We start from the raw sequence: 23,329 nt of genomic DNA on the forward strand, positions 1-23,329 counted from the left end.
AAATCGGTTTAAAGGCCATTATCTAAATTAAATCGATAATTCAACAGGGGCGTTGCTGCAATCATGTCTCCGCATTCGATATGCAGGGGAGGCAGATGCCAGGCGGTAGGCCGATTGTGTTGTGTAGCAGCGCATTCAGGGTTTCGGCCTCTGCTGCGAAGACCGGGAGGTCTCCGACACGCGCAGATTGGCTGGCGTAAAATGCGGCAAATCCGGCTATCGTGATTTCAGCGGAGCAGGATTAGAAGAGTGGTCAGCCCGCCTACGGCGTTGCCTCGTTGTGCTCACGGGAAGCCGCACGCACTGCCAATGCTGCTTCGATCAACTTGCACCCGCGGATGATCAATTGGATAGATCGCTCCAACTCTTCCGCCGATTGCACTGTTGCTTCGGCAGCGATGGACAGGCTGCCGATCACGCTCTGGTCCGGAGCCAGGATGGGCGCGCTAATACCGCGCATTCCGGGGTCGATCTCGGATTCCGTGAGGCTGTAGCCGCGACTGCGGATTTGACGAAGCTGGGGCTGAAGGTCCTTCCAAACATCTTCCGGCACATCGGAATCTGCCTTGACCTGCCTCATGGCGCGGGACGGGAGATAGGCCAGTATCGCCTTGGAGGCCGCGCCGCGATGTAGGGGGATCGGCCGTCCACGCTCATAGCTTACGGCCAGGCGCGGTTGCACCACGAATTCCTGATGTACGCACATGACCTGCGACCGGTATAGCCGTGCCAGCAGCAGCACATTGTTTTCGCCCAGTTCCGAGGCCATGTCAGCCATGATCGGCTGCGCTGTCGTGATGAGCGGATCGTGCAACCGCATCTGCCGGTCAAGGTGGATGATCGCCGGACCAAGGCTATATCGGCCCGGTTCGTCGGCAACCACCAATCCCGCACTTACAAGGCTTCTGAAGTAACGATAGGCGGTGCTGACTGTCAGATCGAGTTGCTGGGCGGCCTCTTCCACGGTCCAAATCCCCTTGTCGAGGCTGAACAGGCTAAGGATGTTTAGAACTCTGTCTGATGTGGTCATAGGCCGCGACGCCCGTCTTCATGTTCGATCAGCTCGATCAGATTGCCTGCATTATCCCGGATGTAACCGGCAGACATGCCGCAACATTTGAAGATCGGCATTGCGACTTCGACCCCCCGTTCGGTCAGGAAGGCGAAGGCGCCGTGGATATCGGATACTTCGAGCGCCATATGCTTGGTGCCATGTGTGGCCAGGTCGGCATCGGGATCGCGCCGATCGGGCGGCAGTGGTGCGGCGCCCGGTCGTTCGAACAATTCTATACGCGTCGACCCGCGTTTCAGGAACGCTCCGCTAAAGGGCACCTGGGGCATGTCGGTTCGCAATTCGACGGCAAATCCCAACATGTCACGATACCATGCGATAGACGCCTCCAGATCGGGTACGCTGATGCCGCAATGATGGTTCCGCAAGTCGAAAGGTGGGGGCGGCGGCGGCGCTTCATCGACGGCAATCAAAGGTGTTACGTCCATCTCTTTCTCCTTAAATTGCTGTTGCACCGCCGTCCACCGCGATCGCCTGTCCGGTGAGGTAGGACGCTGCGTCGCTGCACAGGAATAGTGCGACCGCTGCAATTTCCTCTGGGCTGGCAAACCGGTTCATCGCCGGTGTCAGGCTATCCAGCATGCCTGGTGCGAGGGCGTTGAGCCGGTCCGTCATGCCCGTTCGGGTGAGGCCGGGGCACAGGGCATTTACCCGTATGCCTTGCTCGGCATATTCAACGGCTGCAGTACGGCTGATGCCGACGACCCCGTGTTTGGCGGCGGCATAGGCACCGGCCATCGGGGCGGCAGTCAATCCGGCGACCGAGGCGGTGTTCACGATGGCGCCGCCTCCTACTGCCAACATATGCGGAATTTCCGCTCGCATTGACAGCCATACCCCCTTCAGGTTGATCGCCATTGACCGATCCCAATCCGCCTCGTCCGCCTCCGCAATGGGGGCGAGAGCGGTTTCCACCCCTGCATTATTGTGTGCGAAATCCAGCCGTCCGAAGCGAGCGACGGCGGCGGCGACCATCGCCGTCACCTCGTCCGCGCGGGATATGTCGGTGCAGACAAATTGCGCGGTACCGCCTGCCTGTTGGATCATCTCCAGCGTTACGTTGCCGCTCGCCGCATCTCTATCGGCGATCGTCACGCCCGCGCCAGCGCGAGCAAAGGCAAGCGCGCTGGCCTGTCCGATACCGGATCCGGCGCCAGTAATCAGCACAGATTTGCCTGATAAGTCTGTCATAGAGCAGTCCTAGATTATGGCCGTCAGGCCGCCATCGACGGCCAGCGATACGCCCGTGACGAAGCTGGAACAGTCGGAACCAAGCCAGGCGACGGCATCTCCGACTTCCGAAGGCTGTCCCAGCCGTCGCAGCGGCATGCGATCGACCAGGCCCTGCGCCGCCTTGGCCACGCCGGGTGAAGCGTTGATGAGGCTGGTGTCGATCAGACCGGGGCAAACTGCGTTGACGCGAATGCCATCAGGTCCAAGCGCATCGGCCAGCGAGGCCGCCATCAAGCATACGCCGCCCTTTGTCGTCGAATAGCCGACCGTAACTGCGGCCCCGCGAATTCCGCCCATGCTACCGGTCATCACGATACTGCCTTGCTTGCCAAGTGACCGCATCTGGGCAGCCGCGGCCTGGGCGCTGAAAAGTACGCCGTCCAGGTTAACGCGCAGAAGCTGGTGAAAATCCTCCTCGCTAATGTCGCAGCCGTCACGGGGAAGGGCGATGCCTGCATTGCAAACCATCACGTCCACGCCGCCCAGATCAAGCGTGTCCGCGACGAGCGCGTCCATATCCGCCCGGCTGGTAACGTCTACTCGGCAGAAGCGGGCAATCGTTCCCATTTCCTCGAGCAGCGAAGTGGTCGTCGCGCCACCTTCCTTCGGGTCGGGTTGCAGATCGGCTATGACGACGGCGCGTGCACTGTGGCGCGCCGCCGCCAGAGCGATACCCCGGCCGATGCCGCTTGCACCGCCGGTGACGACGATCAGCTTGTCCTTCAACAATGCCGTCATGGCTTGTCTCCCTCCATTTGTCCGTTCTTCTGGCGTGTGCCTGCGGTTTCGTTCAGCCTTGTCGCGAGAACCGCCGCCAGCAGCGCCAGGGCAATGCTGGCATAGAGCGGGGTCGCCAGGCCAAAGCGGTCCGCCATCACTCCTCCTATCAGCGGCCCGCATACGCCGCCGGCGATCTGGCTGATCGCTATGACCAGAGCGGATGCGGACGCGGCGTGACGCGCTGGCACTGATTCAAGCGGTACGGCCCCCATGAAGAGCGGAAAGGTCCCCAGCATCTGGCAGCCAAGAAGCATGGCGATGCAAAGTAGCACTGGATGCGGTCCAACCAGCAGTGCCCCGATTGGAGCTATCGCCCCCACAAGTGCAAAGCCGGCAATTGCCCGGCGTCTCCCGATCCGGTCGGAAAGACCGGGGACCAATATGGCAGAGCTGGCGCCCGCCGCGCCGATGGCGCCCATGACGACGCTCATCTCCGCAGGCGTCAGTCCCAGTTTCTGGATCGACCAGAGCGGCAGGAAGCTGAGCAGCAGGAAGAACCATGCGACCGACGCGGTGCCGATCAGGATACACAGCCTGATATTGCGATCAGCGAGCAATAGCGCCCAGGACGGCCCCTCATGCGCCTGCGGCCTGACACTTGCGATCGGTTCGCGCACCAGCCAGGCGATCAACGCCGCCACAAGCAGACCCGGGCCGCCGGCAACCAAAAAGGCAGAATGCCAGTCGTAATGTGTGGCCAGCCAGACCAGGAACAGCGGAGCGAGCATCGACCCGATGAGCTGCGCGCCGAAATTTTGCACAATCCCCATGTTGAGGCCGCGACGGTGTGGGGAGGATTCGGCCAGCATGATCGCCTGCTGCATCGGGATGACGGGGCCCTCCGCCACGCCAATCAACAGGCGGGCTGCAAACATGACCGCGAAGGTTCCGGCATAGGCGCTCATGGTCGAGAGCAGCGCGAAGAGCAGGAAGGAACCGATGAGGAAGGGCTTGCGTCGTCCGACCCGATCCGACAGTCGTGCGACAAGCAAGGCCGCCAACGACCAACTGATAAGTACCGCCGAGCTGATAATGCCGATGCGGGTATTGTCGAGATGCAGGTCAACCGCGATGAACGGCATCAGATAGAAGACTGCCTGCGCATCCAGCGCCGCTACGCCGCCTGCCAGCGCGAGAATGGCGACCAGCCGGTTTTCATATCCTTTCATGCGATGTCGCGCGCCCTGAGAAGACGCTGTTGCAGCCTGCGTTTCTGATAAATCTGCCTCAAGAGACCTCACCCGTTCCCTCCACCTGCGCCCAAAAAGGGACATATATTCGCATTATATGGAAACATATTGACATTAATTTTCTTCATTTATAGCTATTATGCACAAAGGCGGTCAACTCGAAAGGCGCAGTGACCGATCATTGGAGGGGAGATCAAACATGCAGGAAGCTGTATCAAAGAGCTTGGGTGTTGCCGGATATATCGGTCATGGGGTGTCACGTTGCGCGCTGGTGGTCGCTTTGGCCCAGGCGATCGCCCTGCCTGCCTATGCGCAAGACACGGAGTCTGACCAGGCCGAAGCTGAGGGCATTCCGGAGATCGTTGTCACCGCCCGTTTCCGGGAGGAGAGTGCGCAAAGGACTCCGCTTTCCATCACTGCCCTGTCGAGCGATGAACTGACAGCCCGCGGGGCAGCTGGGATCGAGGATATCTCGGCGGTTTCGCCTGGCGTTACGCTTCAGCAGAACACCGGCGGCTTTGGCAAATCGGTGCTCGCCTATATCCGCGGTGTTGGCCAGAATGATGTTCTGCCGGCGTTCGAACCGGGCGTCGGCATCTATGTCGACGACGTGTATCAGGGCACCCTGCAAGGCGCGCTGTTCGAACTGACCGATGTGGGTCAGGTCGAGGTTCTGCGCGGCCCGCAAGGAACGCTGTTTGGCAAGAACAACGAAGGCGGTGCCGTGCGCATCAGCTCAACCCGCCCGCGTGGTGATAATAGCGGTTTCCTTGAGGCGGGCCTGGGCAGCTTCAATCGTATCCAGGTCAAGGGCGCATTTGATATCGGCCTGGTCCCCGATGTGCTGGCGCTGAGGGTTTCCGGCGGCGTCAATTCCTATGACGGCCACGTCAGATTGATTGATTTCGTCTGCGAAAATCCGGCGCAGGCCGGAACGCTGCCGCGTATCAAGCCGCTGGGCGAGACAGGCGATTGCGTGACCGGTCGCAATGGTGGCAGCGACGTGAAGGCGATCAAGGCAAACTTGCTTTTCACACCGACGGACGATTTCGAAGTTAACATCATTGCCGATCTGACCGACGACAATGGCCAGCCGACCGGCGAAAAACTGTTGGCCGTAAATACCAACCCGCCTTCCGCACTGGCTGGCTTCGGTCCTGGCATTCCGGGCTATGCAGATCCGTCCGTCACGACATTCGGTATTCCCTTCGACAGTCGTTTCATCACCGACAGCCCCTACACCAGCTATGCCACTTATACCGATTTCCGGACGGGGCAGAGCTTCCCCAAAACCAGCGACCTGCGATCCTGGGGCATTTCCGGCAAGATCAATTGGAGGATCGGCGCGGACATCTCTTTGACCAGCATCACCGGCTATCGCGCCTACTCAGGCGAATATTCGGAGATCTGGGGCAATGCGCCCATTCATATCAACGACAATTACTTCAAGCCGCGCCATCACCAGTTCAGCCAGGAACTGCGATTGACCGGATCGGTGGCGGAAGGTCTGGCTGACTGGACCGTTGGTGGTTATTATTACGACGGCCACACCGAGTTGAATGATTTCATCTACCTGCCCTTCTTCTTGCTGTTCAACGCTTTTGATCCGACAGCGACCAATCCCGGCCTGGTCTTCTATGGCAAGGATCCCGTGAAGGACAAGGACCGCTCGGCCTTTGCGCATGTCGTGCTGCATCCGTCTGAAAAACTGAGCATCGAAGGCGGATTGCGCTATTCTGACGTTTCCAAGAAATACACCTTCGTGCGTAACATCCCGGCCGGATATCCGTTCTCGCCGGTCTTGCCGGGTTTCGCCGGCCAGCCGAGCGTGACGTCCAAGACAGATCGGGTCGATTATCGCCTGGCTGCCCAGTATCAATGGACGCCGCAGTTCATGACCTATGCGACCTTCTCGACGGGGTTCAAGGCGCCCGGCGTCAACCCGCGTCCGACCTCTATCGACGAAGTTCTGCCATTTGCGGAGGAAGAACTGAAATCCTATGAGGTTGGCCTGAAGTCGCAATGGTTTAATCGGCGCCTGCGGCTCAATTTGTCGGCTTTCCGAAGCGACTATACCAATCTTCAGCTTAGTACTGTGACGCCCAATCGTCCTGGTACTACCGTATCCAACGCGGGCAAGGTTCGGATCACCGGATTCGAAGCCGAATTGCAGGCGGAACCGGTCAACGATCTGAGAATCGATGCAACGTTAAGCCACATCAATTTCAAATATCGTGAACTCGGCGCAGCCGCTGGTGTGGGCGATGGTCCGTGTCTTGGCTGCACTGCGCAGTTCGTGCCGGATTGGCAGGCCGGCGCGGGTATCCAGTACAGGATTGCGCTGGGCGATATGGGGTCGTTGACCCCGCGTTTGGACTGGAATTACCGGTCGAAGGTGTACAACGACCTGTTCAACAGCGAAATTGCCTCGACGCCGGGTTATTCCCTGTTCAACGGTCGCCTAGCGCTGCAAAATGCGGACAGTGACTGGACCCTGGCACTGGAGGTCAAGAATATCGCGGACAAGGTCTATTACGTTAACAAGTTCAATCAGCTGAACTCCGCGGGCGTGCTAGTCGGGCAGGTGGGTTTGCCGCGCACATTCCTCCTCTCCATCAGGCATGATTTCAAGTAAGCTGAAGTTGAGGAACAAGGTGGCGGCCGCGCGACCGAAGGGGAGCGCGGTCGCTCCATTGCGAGGTGGAATAGCATGGGCATGATGACGGGCGGCGAACTGACCGTCCGCACGCTGATGGCGGCGGGGGTAGAGCATATCTTCGGGTTGCACGGCGCGCATATAGACTCGATCTTCCAGGCGTGCATCGACCATGGCCTGCCGATTATCGATACCCGGCAGGAAGCGGGGGCGGGCCATGCTGCAGAGGGCTATGCGCGGGCGGGAAGGCGCATGGGCGTCGCGCTTGTCACGGCCGGCGGTGGCTTCACCAATGTGCTGACCCCTATCACTAACGCCTTTCTTGACCGAACGCCGGTGCTGTTCATTACCGGATCGGGCGCTTTGCGCGACACGGAAACCAACACCCTTCAGGCCGGTTTCGATCAGGTGGCAATGGCCCAGCCGGTCACCAAATGGGCTATTCGCATCACCGCCACCGATCAGATACCGCGGTTGCTGGCTCAGGCGATCCGGATCGCGCAGTCACCGCCATACGGGCCGGTTCTGGTGGATATACCTTGGGACGTTTTGACAGAGCAGGTGAGCGAGGATCTCCCGATCCCTCTCATCGGACCACCCATCGGCGGCCCTGCACCGCTGCCCGACATGGTGGATCGCGCGCTGGATATCATGGCGTCGGCACAGCGGCCGGTCATAGTTGTCGGATCGGAGGCCAAGCGCGCCGATGCCGGGGAGGCACTGACGACGCTTGCCGAGCGCAGCGGAATTCCGGTTTTTGCTGATTTTGAAGGGTTGGGGCTGTTATCCCGGCTGGGCGAGCGTTCGTGTGGGCTGGTGCAGGGGCTGTACACCTTTGGTGACCAAGGGGCTGCTCCCGACGCAGTGCTGTTGCTGGGCGCGCGGTTCGGCTTGAACACTGGCCATGGATCAGGCCAGTTGCTGCCTCATGATGCGCGCATAGTGCAGGTCGATCCCGACAGCCGGGAGCTTGGCCGTTTGCAACAGGTTGAGCTGCCGCTGATCGCCGATGTCGGTGCCACGCTGGAGGCAATGGCTGCCGCCGCATTGCAGCGCGATTGGCCGGACCGACGGCCCTGGGCTGAACAGTGTGCCGCGCTGGTCCGCGACCGGCTGGATCAGGTGGCGGCGCAGGCCGATGGGCGCACACCGCTCCACCCATTCCGGGCCGTTGAGGCGATCATGGGGCATGTTGATGGCGATACCATCGTAGTTGCAGACGGTGCACTCACCTATCTCTGGCTGAGCGAGGTGATTTCCGGTGCGCGCCCACGCGATTTTCTATGCCATGGCTATCTGGGGTCGATGGGTGTCGGCATGGGCATCGCGCTGGGAGCGCGGGTGGTAACGGGAGCGGACAAGGGGCCGGTGATCCTGATTACGGGGGATGGTGCGGTGGGCTATGCCCTGGCCGAATTCGACACGATGGTGCGGCAGGACATTCCCGTCATTGTCATTGTGCTCAACAACCGCAGTTGGGGGGCTACGCTCCATTTCCAGCAATTCGTGGCCGGCCCGAATCGGATCAAGGGCACGCGACTGGAGAATGGAGATTATCATGCGGTGGCTACGGCTCTGGGTGCGGACGGTTTCGAAGCGAGCGACATAGAAGGCCTGAATGCCGCGCTGGAGCGCGCGATTTCATCCGGCAGGCCCGCCTGCATCAATCTGCGGGTCGATCTGGATGCGGTGCCGCCCGAAGAACTGATTCTGATCGGCCAGGACCCTTTCTCCGCGTTAGGGCGCAATGAGTAAAGTCCGACACGGACCGCGAAATACAAGTTGTTGTTATTACATCGTTGTATGTGAAATTCGCCACCTGCTTCTTCCTGCAAATTCCTGAATTCAAGCCTTCGGAGAGGAAAGCAATGAAACCCGCCCCTGTTCACAACCCGCGTGGCTGGATCAAGGTCGGGATGGCAATTGCGCTGCTGGCCGGGCTGTTTCTTTCCGCGCGCTTCATCATGGGGGGCTTTCCCGGCGCGGCCATGTTCATCGACCGCATCCAGGGCGGCGAGCAAACGCGTTTTCCGGGATACAGACGGGCGCATGCCAAGGGCGTTTGCATCTTTGGGAGGTTCGAGGCGAGCGGGGCACTTTCCGCGCTTTCCAGGGCACCCCTGTTCCGGCAAGGGGCGTCAGTTCCGTTGCTGGGTCGCTTCGCTACAGCGGATGGAGACCCGACAGCGCCGGACCTGCGCGTGCCGGTACGGAGTCTGGCATTGGCCTTCACCCAGCCTGACGGCCAACAATGGCGCACAGCCATGAACACACCGCCGGTATTCCCGGTCTCATCGCCTGCCGAATTTTATGAGTTGGCGGCACTGATGAAACCTGATCCCGCAACGGGAAAGCCCGACATGTCGAAGCTTGGGCAATTTTTTGCCACGCATCCCGAAAGCGCTGCAATGGGTGAGTGGCAGAGAGCCTATCGCCCCAGCGCCAGCTTCGCGACGGAAATCTACCACAGCATTAACGCCTTTCTGCTCGTCGATGGCGAGGGGAGACAGCATCCTGTGCGGTGGCAGGTTGAGCCGATAGACGCGGCGCGGGCAGACGCGCCCGCCGACGGCCCGCCCGATTTCCTGTTTTCCGAGCTTGCCGACAGGTTGCAGCAGGGGCCCATCCGGTTTCGCCTGGTCTTTGTCGTTGCGGCCCCGGGCGATCCGGTCGACGATCCGACCAGGCCCTGGCCGGCTTCGCGCCCCCGGATCGACGCTGGGACAATCACGTTGGACCGCACGACTCCGCAGCAGGGGGGAGCATGCGACCAGATTACCTATGATCCGCTGGTGCTTGTGGACGGCATTCGGCCTTCCGCCGATCCGATACTGCAAGCGCGCGGCGGGGCCTATGCGGAATCCTACCGTCGCCGCGCAATCGAAATGCTGGAAGGTGCGCAGTGATGGGTCGCGAATATTATCCCCGTAGCGCTCGTCTGCTTCACTGGACGCTTGCAGTAATGGTCGTCTCCATGCTGCTGCTGGGTGCGTCAATGGTGGATAGCCTTGGCATCTGGCGGGCGGAGGCGCTGCGCTGGCATAAATGGACCGGGCTGCTGGTGCTGATCCTGGTAATGATACGCATCGCAAACCGGTTGCGCTTCCGCGCACCGGATCTGCCTGCGGATCTGCCGGGCTGGCAGGTGCTTGCTGCCAGGGTCATGATGATTGCCCTCTATTGCGCCATGCTCGTCATGCCGTTGAGCGGCTGGATGATGCAGGGGGCGGCGGGCGTGCCGGTCGTCCTGCCCGGCGGTTGGGTCCTTCCTGATTTGGTGGAGCCGGACATCCGCCTTTATGGCTTGCTGCGCAGCGTACATGGTCTGGTGAGTTGGCTGTTTATGGTCCTGATCGTGGGTCACGTGGGGGCGGCGTTGCGCCATGGTTGGGTGCGAAGCGATGGCGTGCTGAACAGTATGACCGGTCGCTTTTCGCAGGGCGGGCAACCCTGATTGTCATGATCGGCGCGTTGGGAACCTCCCGACGGTCTACTTGGTAAGACAACGGTACGCATCCAGCGCGTTTGGGACTGTCACTGGAGCACGTCTGCCGCAGCGTTAGCTAGCACCTCCCGGTTTGCCATCGTTCCTCCTTTGCTGGTGGAGATGGTGGCATAGACCTCCGCAATATTGTGATATGCTGCTATAAAAGATACGTTATAATTATCGAAAAATGGGAAAATACGCTTGATTTTTGGCCAGACGTCCTGAATATCTATGCCCCATGAGCGATGGGAATGAAGCATTCGGCGGTGCCAACCGCGCGGGGGCCATGGAGGGATTTCGCGAAGAACTGGAGGCGGCGAGCATGCGTCCGCTCTGGGATCTGATGCGCGAGCTGGCTCCATTGGAGCCCGCCAGGGGAGGTGAGCCATTCCGCTGGACTTGGAGCGATCTGCGACCCCTGGTTGAGCAAGCCGGTAGGCTGATATCGGCGGAGGAGGCTGAGCGCAGAGTTCTCGTACTCGAAAACCCCGCGTTCCGCGGGGAAGGGCGGATCACCTCTTCTCTCTATGCCGGCATCCAGTTGGTTTTGCCGGGCGAGACCGCACCCAGCCATCGCCACACTGCGGCGGCGCTGCGGTTCGTGCTGGAAGGCACGGGGAGCTATACGGCGGTGAATGGCGAACGGGTCATCATGTCGCCTGGCGATTTCATAGTCACCCCCTCGGGCACATTCCACGACCATGGCAATGATTCCGATCAGGCGGTTATCTGGCTGGACGGGCTCGATGTTTTTGTGGTCAATCTGCTCAATGCGGCCTTTGGAGAGGCGCATCCTGAAAAGCGTCAGCCAATAATGCGTCCACTGGGGGATTCCCTTGCGCGCTATGGCCAGGGCCTGCTGCCAAAGGGGCAGGCACCAACCCGATCTTCCCTGTTCTGCTGGCCCTATGCCCGCACGCTGGAGGCGCTTCGTACAGTGGCGCGCAGTGGCCCGGTGGACGACGCAACCGGCGTGTGCCTGAACTATACCGATCCCACGACCGGGCAGTCGCCGATCCGGACGATGACGGCGTCCATGTCGTTGTTCCCGCCCGGCTTTCGCGGGCAACTCCACAGATCGACGGCGGGCAGCGTTTTTGCGGTGGTGGAAGGCAAGGGCCGGGTGACGGTTGGCGACGAAAGCTGGGAAATTGGCCCGCGCGACGTCTTCGTTGCACCCGGCTGGACGTGGACCAGCTTTGAGAGTGACGGCGAACTGGTCCTCTTCAGTTTTTCTGACGAGGCGCTGCAACGCTATCTGGGTTTCTGGCGTGAAGAACGCCGCGATGGTAACGTAAAGGGGGCTGACTGACCATGCGACTATGCCTGTTCAACGGGGCTCGTCTGGGCGTGGTCGAGGGTGCCGAAGTGCTGGATGTCACAGCGGCGCTTCGCGACTTGCCCGAAGCGCGATACCCCTTGCCCACCCATGACATTATGATTGCCGATCTGCCAGTGGTGTGCCGGGCGATCAAAGACCTGAGCGACACGCCACGTCACCGGCTTGCCGATGTGCAGTTGCACAGCCCAGTCGCCAACCCAGGCAAGCTGGTCGCCGCTCCTGTCAATTATCAGGCCCATCTGGACGAAGCGATTTCCGACGAGGAAACCTTCAGCAGGGCTCATGTCCGCCGCATCCAGGAAACCGGCCTGTTCCTGAAGGCCACCAGCTCGCTCATCGGCCAGGGGCAGGCGATCGAGATCCGCCATCCCGACCGGCGCACGGACCATGAGATCGAACTGGCAGTGGTCATCGGAAAGCAATGCCGTGCTGTCTCGCGGGAGCGGGCGCTGGACTATGTTGCCGGTTATACCATCGGACTGGATATCACGATCCGGGGCCCCGAAGAGCGATCGCTGCGCAAGTCACTCGACAGCTATTCGGTGCTGGGTCCCTGGATGACGACTGCTGACGAGTTTGGCGATCCGTCTGGGCGGAATCTGCTGCTGACAGTGAATGGGGAGGTGCGCCAGCGTGCCAACACGCGGGACCTCATCATGGACGTACCGGCCCTGATCGAGTTCGCCTCCTCCTACTATACGCTGCATCCTGGCGATGTGCTGTTCACCGGCACGCCCGAAGGCGTCGGCCCGATCTTTCCGGGCGAGCGGATTGCCGCATCGATCGACGGAATAGGAACGCTGACGGTGGGGGTCCAGGAAGCATGAGCGAGCCTTTTTTGGTAGTGGGTGGGGGTATTGGTGGCCTGGCCGCGGCACGCGCCCTTTCGCTCATCGGTCGCCGCGTCATAGTGGTCGAGCAGGCCGATTCTTTCGGAGAGATCGGCGCGGGTATCCAGATGGGGCCCAACGGCTTTCGCATGCTGGAACATCTCAAGCTGCGCCATGCCATCGATCCTGTCGCGGTATTTCCCGACGATCTGGTGGTGATGGACGGAGTGACCGCCGAAGAGGTGACCCGCATCCCCGTTTCTGGCGATTTCCGCAAGCGCTTCGGCTACCCCTACGCGTTGGTACACCGGGCCGATCTGCACAATGCCCTGTTGGAAGCATGCATGGCCGATCCGGCGATCACATTGCGCACGGGTGTCACGATTGAGGATGTCATCGACGAAGGGGACGGCGTCACAGCGATCGCGGCGTCCGGCGAACGGATAGAGGGTGCGGCGCTAATCGGGGCGGATGGCCTTTGGTCCAGGATCCGCCAAACGATCGTCGGGGATGGCGAGCCGCGCGTTTCGGGGCATATCGCCTATCGCGCGGTTCTGCCGATAGAGGAGGTGGAGGAACGCTTTCGCCACAATGCAATGATTTTGTGGGCCGGGCCGCGCAACCATCTCGTCCAATATCCCCTGCGCGGAGGGAAGTTGTTCAATCTGGTCGCCGTGTTCCATTCCGACAAATATGTCGAGGGGTGGAATCGGCAGGGCGACCCCGCCGAATTGCATGAGCGCTTTGCCGGAAATTGCGAGGTGGTGCGCAGTCTGCTGAAGAAGGTCGAAACCTGGCGCATGTGGGTATTGTGCGACAGGGAACCGGTGCGCGATTGGAGCCGAGGTCGGCAGACCTTGTTGGGGGATGCTGCCCATCCCATGCTGCAATATCTGGCGCAGGGTGCGTGCATGGCGCTCGAGGATGCGGTCCTTCTCGCCCGCTCGGTCGAATGCACCTCCGACATCGCACAGGCATTCGAAGACTATGCGCAGGCGCGCTATCTACGCACCGGTCGATGCCAAATCATGGCACGAGTCTATGGTGCCTTTTATCACGCTGAAGGGGTGACGCGCGAACTCGCCACCGGCTTCCTTTCGGGTCGCACCGCCGAAGACAGCTTCGAAAGTCTTGCCTGGCTCTATGACTATGATCCGGCAATTGCAGACACCGAATGACAAGGCTTTGTCTTTCGCGTTCCGACCTAATTTGTGCCCATCTGTGCGGATCGGGATGATAGTTTTGATCGCGCAACGGGCGTCATGCCGCTGAGCACCCCCGATGGCCAGACGCAATATCAGCAAGATGAAATAACTCTGCACCGGGCGGTCCGAAGGTGCCGATGGCGGAACTACGGCTTGAGTTCGTCGAGGGGCACGCCTTGGTGCAAATAGGGCGCGGCTTCGATCAGGACGAAGGCGATGCGGCACGGCTTGTCCGTATTGTTTCGCCAGAGATGGCTGGTTCCGCGCTGGATGATGACACCACCTTCAGGCACCGTCGTCTTGCGACCGTCATCAAGCTCCAGTTCAACCTCGCCGCTGAGGACAATGCCATAATCGATGCTGTTCGTCCGGTGCATGGGGCTTTCCTTCCCCGGCAACATGTCGACGATGCGCAGGACAGAGCCTTCGTTCAGCGTCAGTCCGGCGTCCCGCTCGCGCCCGTCGGTTTCGTCATTGTTGTCGGCAGGAACCGCTGAGGTCGTCCACAGAAGCAGGAATGCCGCATCGCCGGACGGGATCGTCCGTGTTGGCAAGATGTCATCGGACTTGAAGATCGCGCGTCCATCGGCGTCATGCCCGGTAACGACGCGCTGGATCGGGGGCAGACCTGAATCAGAATGCAGTTCTTTCATATCGGGCTCTCTTTTTGTCGGATCGGTTTCACCCATCGTCCCGCACTGTTCTGCGATTTCACCCGCGGAATCTCCATAATGGAAATGATTTGTTTTTATCAGTATAGAACAATTCTGATTATGAAAGGTGAGGGGCGAGAATGCGTTACAAGGGGCTGGACCTGAACCTTCTGGTTTGCCTGGACACGTTGCTGGAAGTGCACAGCGTGACCCGCGCGGCCGAGCGTCTTAACCTCAGTCAACCGGCGATCAGTGCTTCTCTCACCCGTCTCAGGACCTTTTTCGATGATCCGCTGCTAGTGGCCCATGGCAAGCGGATGTTGCCTACGCCCTATGCAATGCGGCTTCGCCCAGCAATCGCGGGCGTTCTTGGCGATATTGATGCGCTTATCAGTCTTTCGTCCAATTTCGATCCGCTCACGAGCAACAGGACATTCAGGCTTTGCGTATCGGATTATCTGTCCAGCGTGCTGATCTCACCTCTGCTGCCCAGGATGGAATCATTGGCACCGCATATCAAAATCGAGCTGGTGCCGCTTGACGATGATGCCACAGTGGAACTCGATCGCGGTGAGATCGACATGCTGCTGACGCCGGAAGCCTACATCAGCGACGATCATCCGGCCGAGCTGTTGTTCGAGGAAGAACATGTGGTGGCCGGTTGGCGCGAGAACCCGCTGTTCGCGGGGGAAATCGACGCGGAAGTGTTTAGGCGCGCCGGGCATGTTGCCGTCGAGATCGGTCGGGTCAATCCTGCCTCCTTTGCGGAATCGTTCATGCGCTCAAGGGGGATAGAGCGGAGCATCGAGGTTCGCGTCTCCTCGTTCACCCTCATTCCCGAACTGCTGGTTGGAACAGGACGCCTTGCCGTCATGCACCGACGGCTCGCGGAAAAGGCCTCCCACCATTACCCGATTACCTATGTGCCCTTGCCATTCGCCATGCCACGGATGCGCGAAATGGCGCAATATCATCGCGCGCGGGCTGATGATGCGGGTCTGCGCTGGCTTATCGGCACCCTTATGGAAGTCGCTGCCAATTATTCACGAAATTGATCAATAGGTATAAAGAGAGTCATTTTTGCGCATGTGTCGTTTCAAGCTAGGGCAGGAGGCGACAGACAAGACGGTGCGCGAATGGCGAAATTGAATGTCCTGATTGTGGGCGGAGGCATTGGCGGTCTTTCGGCAGCTATAGCATTGCGCCGTGCCGGTCATGAAGTGCTGGTGATCGAGCGCGATCCTGAATGGTCGGTCTATGGCGTCGGTATCATTCAGCAATCCAATGTTCTGCGCGCCATGGATCAGCTCGGTGTGCTGGACAAGTTTCTCGACGCCGCCTGCGGTTTCGACGCCGTCGAGGTTTTCGCGCCCGATGGAACCATGGTGGCGCGTGTTCCATCGCCCCGGCTGGTTAAGGGCAAGCCCGCGAATGTAGGGATCGGACGGCGGGCCCTGCAGGCCGTTTTGGGTGACAGCGCCAAGGCATTGGGCGCGCAAATCAGGCTTGGAGTGACGGTCGAAAGCCTGTCGGATGACGGAACTAAGGTCGATGTGGCCTTTTCCGATGGGACGGCGGGCGCGTTCGATATGGTGGTCGGTGCGGACGGCGTTTACTCGCAGATCCGCGACCTCATCCTGCCCGATGCCGAGTGTCCGGTTTTCACCGGCCAGGCCGTGTGGCGCTACAACCTGCCGCGCCCGTCAGACCTTGACGCATTGCAGGTCTATAACGGCCCCACTGGAGCCGGGCTCGTGCCGATCGGGCCGGAACTAATGTATATGTACGTGACCACAGCGGAGCCGGACAACCCACGCTATCCGCGCGAAGGGCTGGCGGCGGCGATGCGCGGCAAGCTTGCCGGATGTGCACCTGCAATCCGCGCCCTGGCCGAACAGATTACAGATGACGACGGCGTTGTTTACCGGCCGCTGGAAGGCATGATGGTCCATGGCCCGTGGAGCAAGGGGCGTGTCGGTCTGCTGGGCGATGCCGTCCACGCCACGACGCCCCATCTGGGTCAGGGGGCAGGCATGGCGGTCGAGGATGCAATCGTGCTGGCCAACGAACTCGGAAAGCACGAGGACGTCGAGGTCGCTTTGGAGGCCTACCGCGGCCGCCGTTATGAACGCTGTCGTTACATTGTCGAAAGCAGCCTCGCCATCTGCCACGGTCAGCTGGGCAAGGGGCCACCAGTCGACAACCACAAGGCCACGGCCGAAATGTTCGCCGTGGTTTCGCAGGCCATATGAATTCAATCTTTCGACAAGGAATCCAGCAATGAGCCGCGTTACCGAAATTCGCTATGTCGGCTACGGCATTACTGATCTTGAGGCCGAGCAGCACTATTATGGCGAGGTCTTCGGGCTCGATCCTGTGCCGTCGGACGATGACATGGCCTGGTTCAAGACTCCTGGCCATGCCGAGCATCATGTCGTGCGGCTGAGGCAGGCCGACGAAAACCGCGTCGATGTCATTGCCCTTGCAGCAGACGACCGCGCCGACGTTGATGCACTGCATGGCAAAGTGACGGCGGCGGGCGCGAAAATCATTCATGAACCGCGCGATCTTGCGACTCCCGGCGGCGGCTATGGCTTTCGGTTCTTCTCGCCCGACGGCCTTCAGTTTGAGATTTCGAGCGATGTCGCAGTTGGCCCGGCGCGCGAGCTCACACATTGGGAAGGCCTGCCGGTCAAGATCAGTCATATCGTGCTGCATTCGCCCGACCATCAGGCGCTGGTGAAGTTCTTCACCGATGTGCTGGGTTTCAGGATCTCCGATTGGCTGGGCGATTTCATGTGCTTCTTGCGCTGCAATTCTGCGCATCACCGGATCGCAATTCTTCCGGGGCCGCCATGTCTCAATCATGTGGCCTATGACATGCTTTCGATCGACGACATGATGCGCGGCGCGCACCGGCTGAAGTTGAAGAATGTAGACATGGGCTGGGGACCTGGCCGTCATACCGCCGGCAACAACACATTCAGCTATTTCGTGACGCCCAATGGCTTTGTCACCGAATATACATCGGAACTGGAAGAGGTGGACTTCGAAGCGCGCGAGCCGACGGTTTATACTCCTGCGCCGATGGTCATGGATCAATGGGGCATTGGCGTCGGCGGCCCGCAGACCCTGCCGCATGCGGCACCCAACCCAGGGCTGTTCGTGGCGGTGGAGGCCTGATCGCGTGGCGCTGTTCGAATATTTTCCCAACTATATCTGGAACCTCTCGGTCGCGATCGCAATGGAGAGCGGCGGCCGGATCGGCGAGATCGTAGATATGTGCCAGCCCATCCGCGACGCTGCCGCGAGCGGCGCGGATGCGGGCACGCCGCAATTTATGTCGCAATGGGTGGCGATGGGAGACAAGCTGATCGAACTTGCCGGCGAAGATGAGGCGAAGGGGCGCGCAATTTCGGCGTCGAACAAGCTGGAACGCGCGGCGCTCTACCTTTTCACAGCCGAACGGATGCAGGGCCATGGACATCCGGGGCGCCAGGCCACCTATGCAAAGGCGCGCGAGACTTTCGACCGTTCGACCGTGCTGGGAAAGATCAACCGCGAGCGGGCGGAAATACCGCTTGAAAAGGGCACCATGCCGGCGCTCTTTACCCGCGCGCCGGGCGAAGGGCCGCATCCGGTAGTGGTCTATTGCAACGGCCTCGATAGCTGCAAGGAACTGCTTTACTGGTCACGCTTGCCCGAGGCACTGGCCCGGCGCGGGGTTTCCACGCTCTGCGTCGATCAGCCGGGCAGCGGCGAGGCGCTTCGCCTGCAGGATCTGCCTGTCGATCCGCACAGCGAAAGCTGGGCATCGAAGGCGGTGGACTGGCTCGAGCAACAAGCGGATGTCGATCCAAAGCGGATCGGCATGACCGGAATATCACTCGGCGGCCACTTTGCTCCGCGCGCGGTTGCCTATGAGCCTCGCTTTGCTTCAGGCGCTGCCTGGGGTGCGAATCATAACTGGCGCGAAGTGCAGGACAGAAGGCTACAGCGCGAAGGTGAAAATCCGGTGCCGCACTATTGGGCGCATGTTATGTGGGCCTTTGGGGCGAAGAATATGGACGAGTTTCTTGAAAAGTCGAAGGGCATGAACCTCAATGGACATATGGACCGCATCCGTGTGCCCTTCCTGGTTGCCCACGGCGCGCAGGACCGTCAGATCAGTGTCAGCTATGCCGAGGATCTGTATGAGCAGCTGGAGAACTCGCCCCGGCGCGAAAAGGTGATCTTCACCGCACGTGAGGGCGGAGTCGAACATGTGGGCGCGGACAATATGTCCTATGGCCGCGATTGCATTGCAGACTGGTTCGCCGAGACACTGGGAGGACGCACCGCATGACCCGCCGCTTCGTCGATCTGTCGATCTTGCTTGAAAACGACGTAATCACCGATCCGCCGTTCATGCGGCCAAAGATTGAATACCAGACGCATGACGAGACGATCGCCGAACTGGGCTTCTTCTTTCCCGGCGTGACCGTTGCCGACACTCCGGACGGGGCGGGATTCGCGGCGGCCGAACTGGTAACGCTGACCACGCATAATGGCACCCATCTCGACGCACCGTGGCACTTCCATCCGACGCAGGATGGCGGAAAGCCTGCCATGACAATTGACGAGGTGCCGCTCGATTGGTGCTTCCAGCCAGGCGTAAAGCTGGACTTCCGCCATTTCCCGGATGGCTATGTGGTTACGGCACAGGACGTGGAAGATGAGCTGAAGCGGATAGGCCATGAATTGGCGCCACTTGAGATCGTTCTGGTGAACACGGCGGCCGGAAAGGCCGTCGGTAATCCGGATTTTGTCAATATTGGCTGCGGCATGGGCTATGAAGCGACGATGTATCTCACCTCTCGCGGTGTGCGCGTGACCGGAACGGACGCATGGAGCTGGGATGCGCCCTTTGTCCACACGGCGGAAAAGGTGAAGGAGACAGGCGACACATCGCTTATCTGGGAAGGGCACAAGGCGGGCCGCGACATCGGCTATTGTCACCTTGAAAAGCTGCACAATCTGGAAGTCCTTCCGCCCGACGGTTTCACCGTCAGCTGCTTCCCGCACAAGATAAAGGGCGCATCGGCCGGATGGACCCGTGCCGTGGCCATTTTTGAGGAATAGGGTCATGCGGTTTGCAACCCTCGACAACGGTCGGCCCGATGGGCAGCTTGTGATCGTCTCGGCGGACGGGAGGCGCTGCCTCGCCGCAGCAGGTATCGCCAACACGCTGCAACAGGCTATCGAGCAATGGGACAAGGCGGAAGCCGGCTTGAGAGACATTGATGCGCGGCTGGTGCAGGGCGAGGGCGAAGCACTCGATCATGGCCGTCTGCTCGCGCCGCTACCGCGCAGCTGGCAATGGCTCGACGGGTCGGCATTTCCGCAGCATGGCGAGCTCATGCAGCGCGCTTTCGGCCTGCCGCCGATCGAAACGGACCGTCCGCTCATGTACCAAGGCATGTCGGACCGTTTCCTCCCGGGTCATGCCGATGTGCCCCTGCCCAGCGAGGCGGACGGCATCGATTTCGAAGGCGAGTTCGGAGTCATCACCGACGCGGTGCCCATGGGTACCAACGCAGAGGAGGCGATGAAGCACATCAAGCTCATCATTCTTATCAACGACTGGTCGCTGCGGGCCATTGCCCCGGTCGAGATGAAGACCGGCTTCGGATGGGTGCAGGCCAAGCCCGCCTGTTCCGCCGCTCCATTTGCGGTGACGCCCGACGAGCTGGGAGATGCGTGGAAAGACGGGAGAGTTTATTTGCCGCTCGAAGTCGAACTCAACGACCAGTGGTTCGGCAACCCCAATGGCGGCGAGATGGAAATCGGTTTCCATGAACTCATCGCCCATGCCGCCCGCACCCGCGATCTGGTGGCGGGAACAATCATCGGCTCCGGCACCGTTTCCAATGCCGATTATGCCAACGTGGGCTCCGCCTGCATCTCCGAACGTCGCGCGATCGAAATGATCGTGTCCGGTACACCAACGACGCCCTTCCTGCGGTTCGGAGATCGCGTGCAAATGCAGGTGCCCGGGGGTCCTTTCGGTGCGCTCGACCAGAAAATTGCCAAGGTGTCGGGGCCAGGACGCGGCTAGATCACGTTCCTGTTTCGGCATCGGAAGTTCGGGCCAACGCTTGGGCTCGGCTGTCAAACCCGGCAGCACTACAAGAAACGCCGGATGTTCCTCGCTAACGGTGCCCCCTTGCTACGGCAGCAAGAGCTGGCCGGTGCCGTCCTTTGCCAACTTCAACCGATGAACCGCGCCGTCATAGCGCAATTTGAGTTCACTGCCCTTCGGGCCGCTGAAGTTCGCGGAGACAAGGCGCCCCTGATCCCATGCGAGGTTCGCCACCACTCCGCCGCGCGCGCGGATTCCCCGAACGCGACCCCGGTTCCAGGCCGAAGGCAAAGCGGGCAGCAGGTGGATTTCGCCGCCCCAGCTCTGCAGGATCATCTCGAGGATTCCCGCTGCGCCGCCGAAGTTTCCGTCGATCTGGAATGGCGGATGCGCGTCGAACATGTTGGGATAAGTGCGTTCGAAGCCAAGCAGCCCCTTGAGGATGCTGTAGGCGCGCTCGGCCTCGCCCATCCGCGCCCAGAGGCACAGCCGCCAGGCAGTGCCCCATCCGGTCGCCAGATCGCCGCGGGTGTTGAGCGTCACCTTGGCGGCCTCGATGAAATCCGGCGTGTCGCGAAGGTTCATCTGCATGCTCGGATAGACCGCGTAGAGATGCGAAACATGGCGGTGCTGCTGGTCAGGCGCCTGTGCGTCCCAATCCTCGAGCCATTCCTGAAGCTGGCCCTGCGCACCGATCCGGTCTGGTGCCAGTCGGCTGCGCGCTGCTGCGATCTCGGCAATGATCTTCCGGTCCTTCTTGGGCTGGCCGACAGCGTCATGGGCCATCCGCGCACGATCGAAGAGATCGCGCAGGATCTGGCGATCGCAGGCCGGGCCTGAACAGATCGCCTCTCCAAAGGGGTGCGGGTTCTCCGGCGAAATCGAGGGCGATGTGACCAGCCCTCGGCCCTGGGGATCCTCGACCAGCGCATCGACGAAAAACAGCGCCGCGTCGCGGATCACAGGATAGAGCCGCTTCAGCACCTGTGGGTCTCGGGTGTAATCGTACCAGTCCCATAGCGTGGTGCAGAGCCATGCGCCTCCTGCCGGCCACATGCCCCACATCGGGCCATCGATGGGCGCCGTGGCGCGCCACAGATCGGTATTGTGATGCGCCATCCAGCCCCGCGCGCCGTACATCTCGCGGGCCGTTACGGCGCCTGTCACGGTCAGATCCTCGACCATGCGCAAGAGAGGTTCGAAACACTCGGTAAGGTTGGCTGGGGCAGCCGGCCAGTAATTCATCTCGGTATTGATGTTGATCGTGTATTTGCTGCCCCAAGGCGGGAAGTTGCCTTCGTTCCAGATACCCTGGAGGTTCGCCGGCTGGCTGCCCTCGCGCGAGGAAGACAGCAGCAGATAGCGCGCATACTGGACATAGAGTGCGGCGAGCGCGGGATCGTCCCGATGCGCGGCGTGGATGATGCGCCGGTCGGTCGGTCCAGCGGGTGACGCGCCTCCGCCAAGTTCGATATCGAAGCGGTCGAATCGCTCGCGATGGCTGCGGACGTGTTCGGCTTTCAATTCGGCGTAGGGCCGCTGTGCCGCGGCAATTGTGTCGCGTCGAACGCGCGATACCGGATCGCCGCTGACGTCCTTGAAGGTCACATGGCTGGTTGCCACGCTGACATAGAGCGTGACCGTCTCCGCGCCGCGCACTTGCAGCGTTTCGCCATCAGTCGCGACACGGCCATCGGCGACTGCCCGAAGGTTCACCGCATAGCTGAGGCCAGCCGGTATGCCCTCGGCCGAGACGTTCTTGCCGGTGATCAGCAGCGCGCTGGCTCCATCTGGCTGGATAGCGATATCGGCGGGCCGCTCGGCACTCCGCAATGGCTCGCGGTGGTCCCACGATGCACCCGCCGCTCTCAATTCGCCTGAGCTTCCATCGTACCGGACCAGCCCGTACTGAGCAGGTCCGGGATGCCGGTACCGGACGTTAAGGTCCAGCTTGCCACCATCGGTCGCCGTAAGCCTGACGACGAGGACCTGATCGACCGGGCTCACGAATGTTTCGCGCAGGAACGCACCCTGGCCGTTGCGATAGGACGTGCGCTGGATCGCCTCGTGCAGGTCAAGGCCGCGCTCGTAAGTGCGCGGGGCTTCCGTGCCGGGAAGATCGATCAAAATATCTCCCGCCGTACCATAAGGCATCTGCCTCAGCGGCTTCGCCATGAGTGCCGCAGCCGTCAGGTCCGCGGCCTGCTTGAACTCGCCGCGATCGATCAGCTCCCTTACCCGGGCGAGATTTTCCGCAGCATCGGGGTTGTTCGGGTCGTAGGGCGAGCCTGCCCAAAGCGTGTCTTCATTGAGCTGTATCCGCTCTTGCAGAACGCCGCCGAAGACCATTCCGCCTATCCGGCCGTTCCCCACGGGCAGCGCTTCGACCCATTCGCCCGCTGGCTTGCCGTAAATCAGGTCCAGAGCGCCGGGCCGCGTGGTTGCGCCGAGCTTGAAAGGCAGCGCCGCCAATCCGCAGACTGCCATAAAACCTCGCCGACTTATGATCATGCTCATCCCTTCAATTTTATTTGTCTGACTAAATTGTCATGTCAGGATGTCAATGGCTTCCCGCGAAATGTCAGTCGGTGCGCACTTGGGGCTGCGCAACAGGTCGAGCGCTCCACTCATCGATCCTGAGGATAGGGATCAGCGCAAAATGGGGGGCGAAAGCCCCGATGGGAGTTGCATCATTCACGGCCAGTGCTGTCGATTGCGGGCGCATTGCTATGTCAAAGCGCATTCCCGCGCCGTCATCGC

20 protein-coding genes are annotated in these 23,329 nt (G+C 60.8%); 13 read left to right on the plus strand and 7 right to left on the minus strand.

All coding sequences use genetic code 11. From position 1 onward, the window contains the following. Positions 1-262 precede the first annotated feature (262 nt). The 5 genes from ACQY6C_RS11170 to ACQY6C_RS11190 are packed head-to-tail and all read right to left on the minus strand — an operon-like array spanning position 263 to position 4,254. On the minus strand, positions 263-1,030 hold the full coding sequence (locus ACQY6C_RS11170) for an IclR family transcriptional regulator (RefSeq protein ID WP_427968729.1): 768 nt from the start codon (positions 1,028-1,030) through the stop codon (positions 263-265). Next, positions 1,027-1,500: a VOC family protein gene (locus ACQY6C_RS11175; protein ID WP_427968731.1), complete on the minus strand. Its 474-nt coding sequence runs from the start codon at positions 1,498-1,500 to the stop codon at positions 1,027-1,029. The genes ACQY6C_RS11170 and ACQY6C_RS11175 overlap by 4 nt, the downstream gene beginning before the upstream one ends. A 10-nt stretch (positions 1,501-1,510) precedes the next feature. Next, positions 1,511-2,263 carry a glucose 1-dehydrogenase gene (locus ACQY6C_RS11180; RefSeq protein WP_427968733.1) on the minus strand — a complete coding sequence of 251 codons (753 nt, stop codon included), beginning with the start codon at positions 2,261-2,263 and terminating at the stop codon, positions 1,511-1,513. Between the two features lie 9 nt (positions 2,264-2,272). Further along, positions 2,273-3,043, minus strand: coding sequence for an SDR family oxidoreductase (locus tag ACQY6C_RS11185; RefSeq protein ID WP_427968735.1), 771 nt, complete (start codon positions 3,041-3,043; stop codon positions 2,273-2,275). Further along, entirely contained in the window at positions 3,040-4,254 is a 1,215-nt protein-coding gene (locus tag ACQY6C_RS11190) for an MFS transporter (protein ID WP_427968737.1), read from the minus strand. Before ACQY6C_RS11190 ends, ACQY6C_RS11185 begins: the two co-directional genes overlap by 4 nt. 220 nt (positions 4,255-4,474) lie before the next feature. Here ACQY6C_RS11190 and ACQY6C_RS11195 point away from each other — a divergent pair, with 220 nt between their 5' ends. The 7 genes from ACQY6C_RS11195 to ACQY6C_RS11225 all read left to right on the plus strand — a co-directional run bounded on the left by ACQY6C_RS11195 (position 4,475) and on the right by ACQY6C_RS11225 (position 13,768). Beyond that, positions 4,475-6,910, plus strand: coding sequence for a TonB-dependent receptor (locus ACQY6C_RS11195; RefSeq protein WP_427968738.1), 2,436 nt, complete (start codon positions 4,475-4,477; stop codon positions 6,908-6,910). An 81-nt stretch (positions 6,911-6,991) separates the two neighbouring features. Further along, positions 6,992-8,686 carry a thiamine pyrophosphate-binding protein gene (locus ACQY6C_RS11200; protein WP_427968740.1) on the plus strand — a complete coding sequence of 565 codons (1,695 nt, stop codon included), beginning with the start codon at positions 6,992-6,994 and terminating at the stop codon, positions 8,684-8,686. 113 nt (positions 8,687-8,799) lie between these two features. Beyond that, entirely contained in the window at positions 8,800-9,837 is a 1,038-nt protein-coding gene (locus ACQY6C_RS11205) for a catalase family peroxidase (protein ID WP_427968742.1), read from the plus strand. Then, positions 9,837-10,385, plus strand: coding sequence for a cytochrome b (locus tag ACQY6C_RS11210; RefSeq protein WP_427968743.1), 549 nt, complete (start codon positions 9,837-9,839; stop codon positions 10,383-10,385). The genes ACQY6C_RS11205 and ACQY6C_RS11210 overlap by 1 nt, the downstream gene beginning before the upstream one ends. A gap of 271 nt (positions 10,386-10,656) precedes the next feature. Next, complete coding sequence (locus ACQY6C_RS11215) at positions 10,657-11,730, plus strand: cupin domain-containing protein (protein WP_427968744.1); 1,074 nt, start codon at positions 10,657-10,659, stop codon at positions 11,728-11,730. Between the two features lie 2 nt (positions 11,731-11,732). Beyond that, positions 11,733-12,587, plus strand: coding sequence for a fumarylacetoacetate hydrolase family protein (locus tag ACQY6C_RS11220; RefSeq protein ID WP_427968746.1), 855 nt, complete (start codon positions 11,733-11,735; stop codon positions 12,585-12,587). Further along, entirely contained in the window at positions 12,584-13,768 is a 1,185-nt protein-coding gene (locus ACQY6C_RS11225) for a 3-hydroxybenzoate 6-monooxygenase (protein WP_427968748.1), read from the plus strand. Before ACQY6C_RS11220 ends, ACQY6C_RS11225 begins: the two co-directional genes overlap by 4 nt. A 173-nt stretch (positions 13,769-13,941) precedes the next feature. On the opposite strand, the gene ACQY6C_RS11230 is transcribed toward ACQY6C_RS11225, so the two are convergent. After that, positions 13,942-14,448 (minus strand): cupin domain-containing protein, encoded by a 507-nt coding sequence (locus ACQY6C_RS11230; protein WP_427968750.1) that lies wholly within the window; start codon positions 14,446-14,448, stop codon positions 13,942-13,944. 140 nt (positions 14,449-14,588) lie between these two features. Here ACQY6C_RS11230 and ACQY6C_RS11235 point away from each other — a divergent pair, with 140 nt between their 5' ends. The 6 genes from ACQY6C_RS11235 to ACQY6C_RS11260 all read left to right on the plus strand — a co-directional run bounded on the left by ACQY6C_RS11235 (position 14,589) and on the right by ACQY6C_RS11260 (position 20,545). Continuing rightward, positions 14,589-15,503, plus strand: a complete 915-nt coding sequence (locus tag ACQY6C_RS11235; protein WP_427968751.1) for a LysR family transcriptional regulator — start codon at positions 14,589-14,591, stop codon at positions 15,501-15,503. Between the two features lie 81 nt (positions 15,504-15,584). Beyond that, positions 15,585-16,700 carry an FAD-dependent oxidoreductase gene (locus ACQY6C_RS11240; protein ID WP_427968753.1) on the plus strand — a complete coding sequence of 372 codons (1,116 nt, stop codon included), beginning with the start codon at positions 15,585-15,587 and terminating at the stop codon, positions 16,698-16,700. A gap of 28 nt (positions 16,701-16,728) precedes the next feature. Beyond that, complete coding sequence (locus ACQY6C_RS11245) at positions 16,729-17,631, plus strand: VOC family protein (protein ID WP_427968755.1); 903 nt, start codon at positions 16,729-16,731, stop codon at positions 17,629-17,631. Positions 17,632-17,635: 4 nt separating this feature from the next. Beyond that, positions 17,636-18,793, plus strand: a complete 1,158-nt coding sequence (locus ACQY6C_RS11250; RefSeq protein ID WP_427968757.1) for an alpha/beta hydrolase family protein — start codon at positions 17,636-17,638, stop codon at positions 18,791-18,793. Further along, complete coding sequence (locus ACQY6C_RS11255; RefSeq protein ID WP_427968758.1) at positions 18,790-19,569, plus strand: cyclase family protein; 780 nt, start codon at positions 18,790-18,792, stop codon at positions 19,567-19,569. Before ACQY6C_RS11250 ends, ACQY6C_RS11255 begins: the two co-directional genes overlap by 4 nt. Before the next feature lie 4 nt (positions 19,570-19,573). Then, positions 19,574-20,545 (plus strand): fumarylacetoacetate hydrolase family protein, encoded by a 972-nt coding sequence (locus ACQY6C_RS11260; RefSeq protein ID WP_427968760.1) that lies wholly within the window; start codon positions 19,574-19,576, stop codon positions 20,543-20,545. A 111-nt stretch (positions 20,546-20,656) separates the two neighbouring features. Here ACQY6C_RS11260 and ACQY6C_RS11265 read toward each other — a convergent pair whose 3' ends face one another. Then, a complete protein-coding gene (locus ACQY6C_RS11265) occupies positions 20,657-23,056 on the minus strand; it encodes a glycoside hydrolase family 95 protein (RefSeq protein ID WP_427968762.1) in 2,400 nt (799 codons plus the stop codon). Between the last annotated feature and the right edge of the window lie 273 nt (positions 23,057-23,329).

This window comes from Altererythrobacter sp., from assembly GCF_050299635.1.
Lineage (GTDB): Bacteria > Pseudomonadota > Alphaproteobacteria > Sphingomonadales > Sphingomonadaceae > Erythrobacter.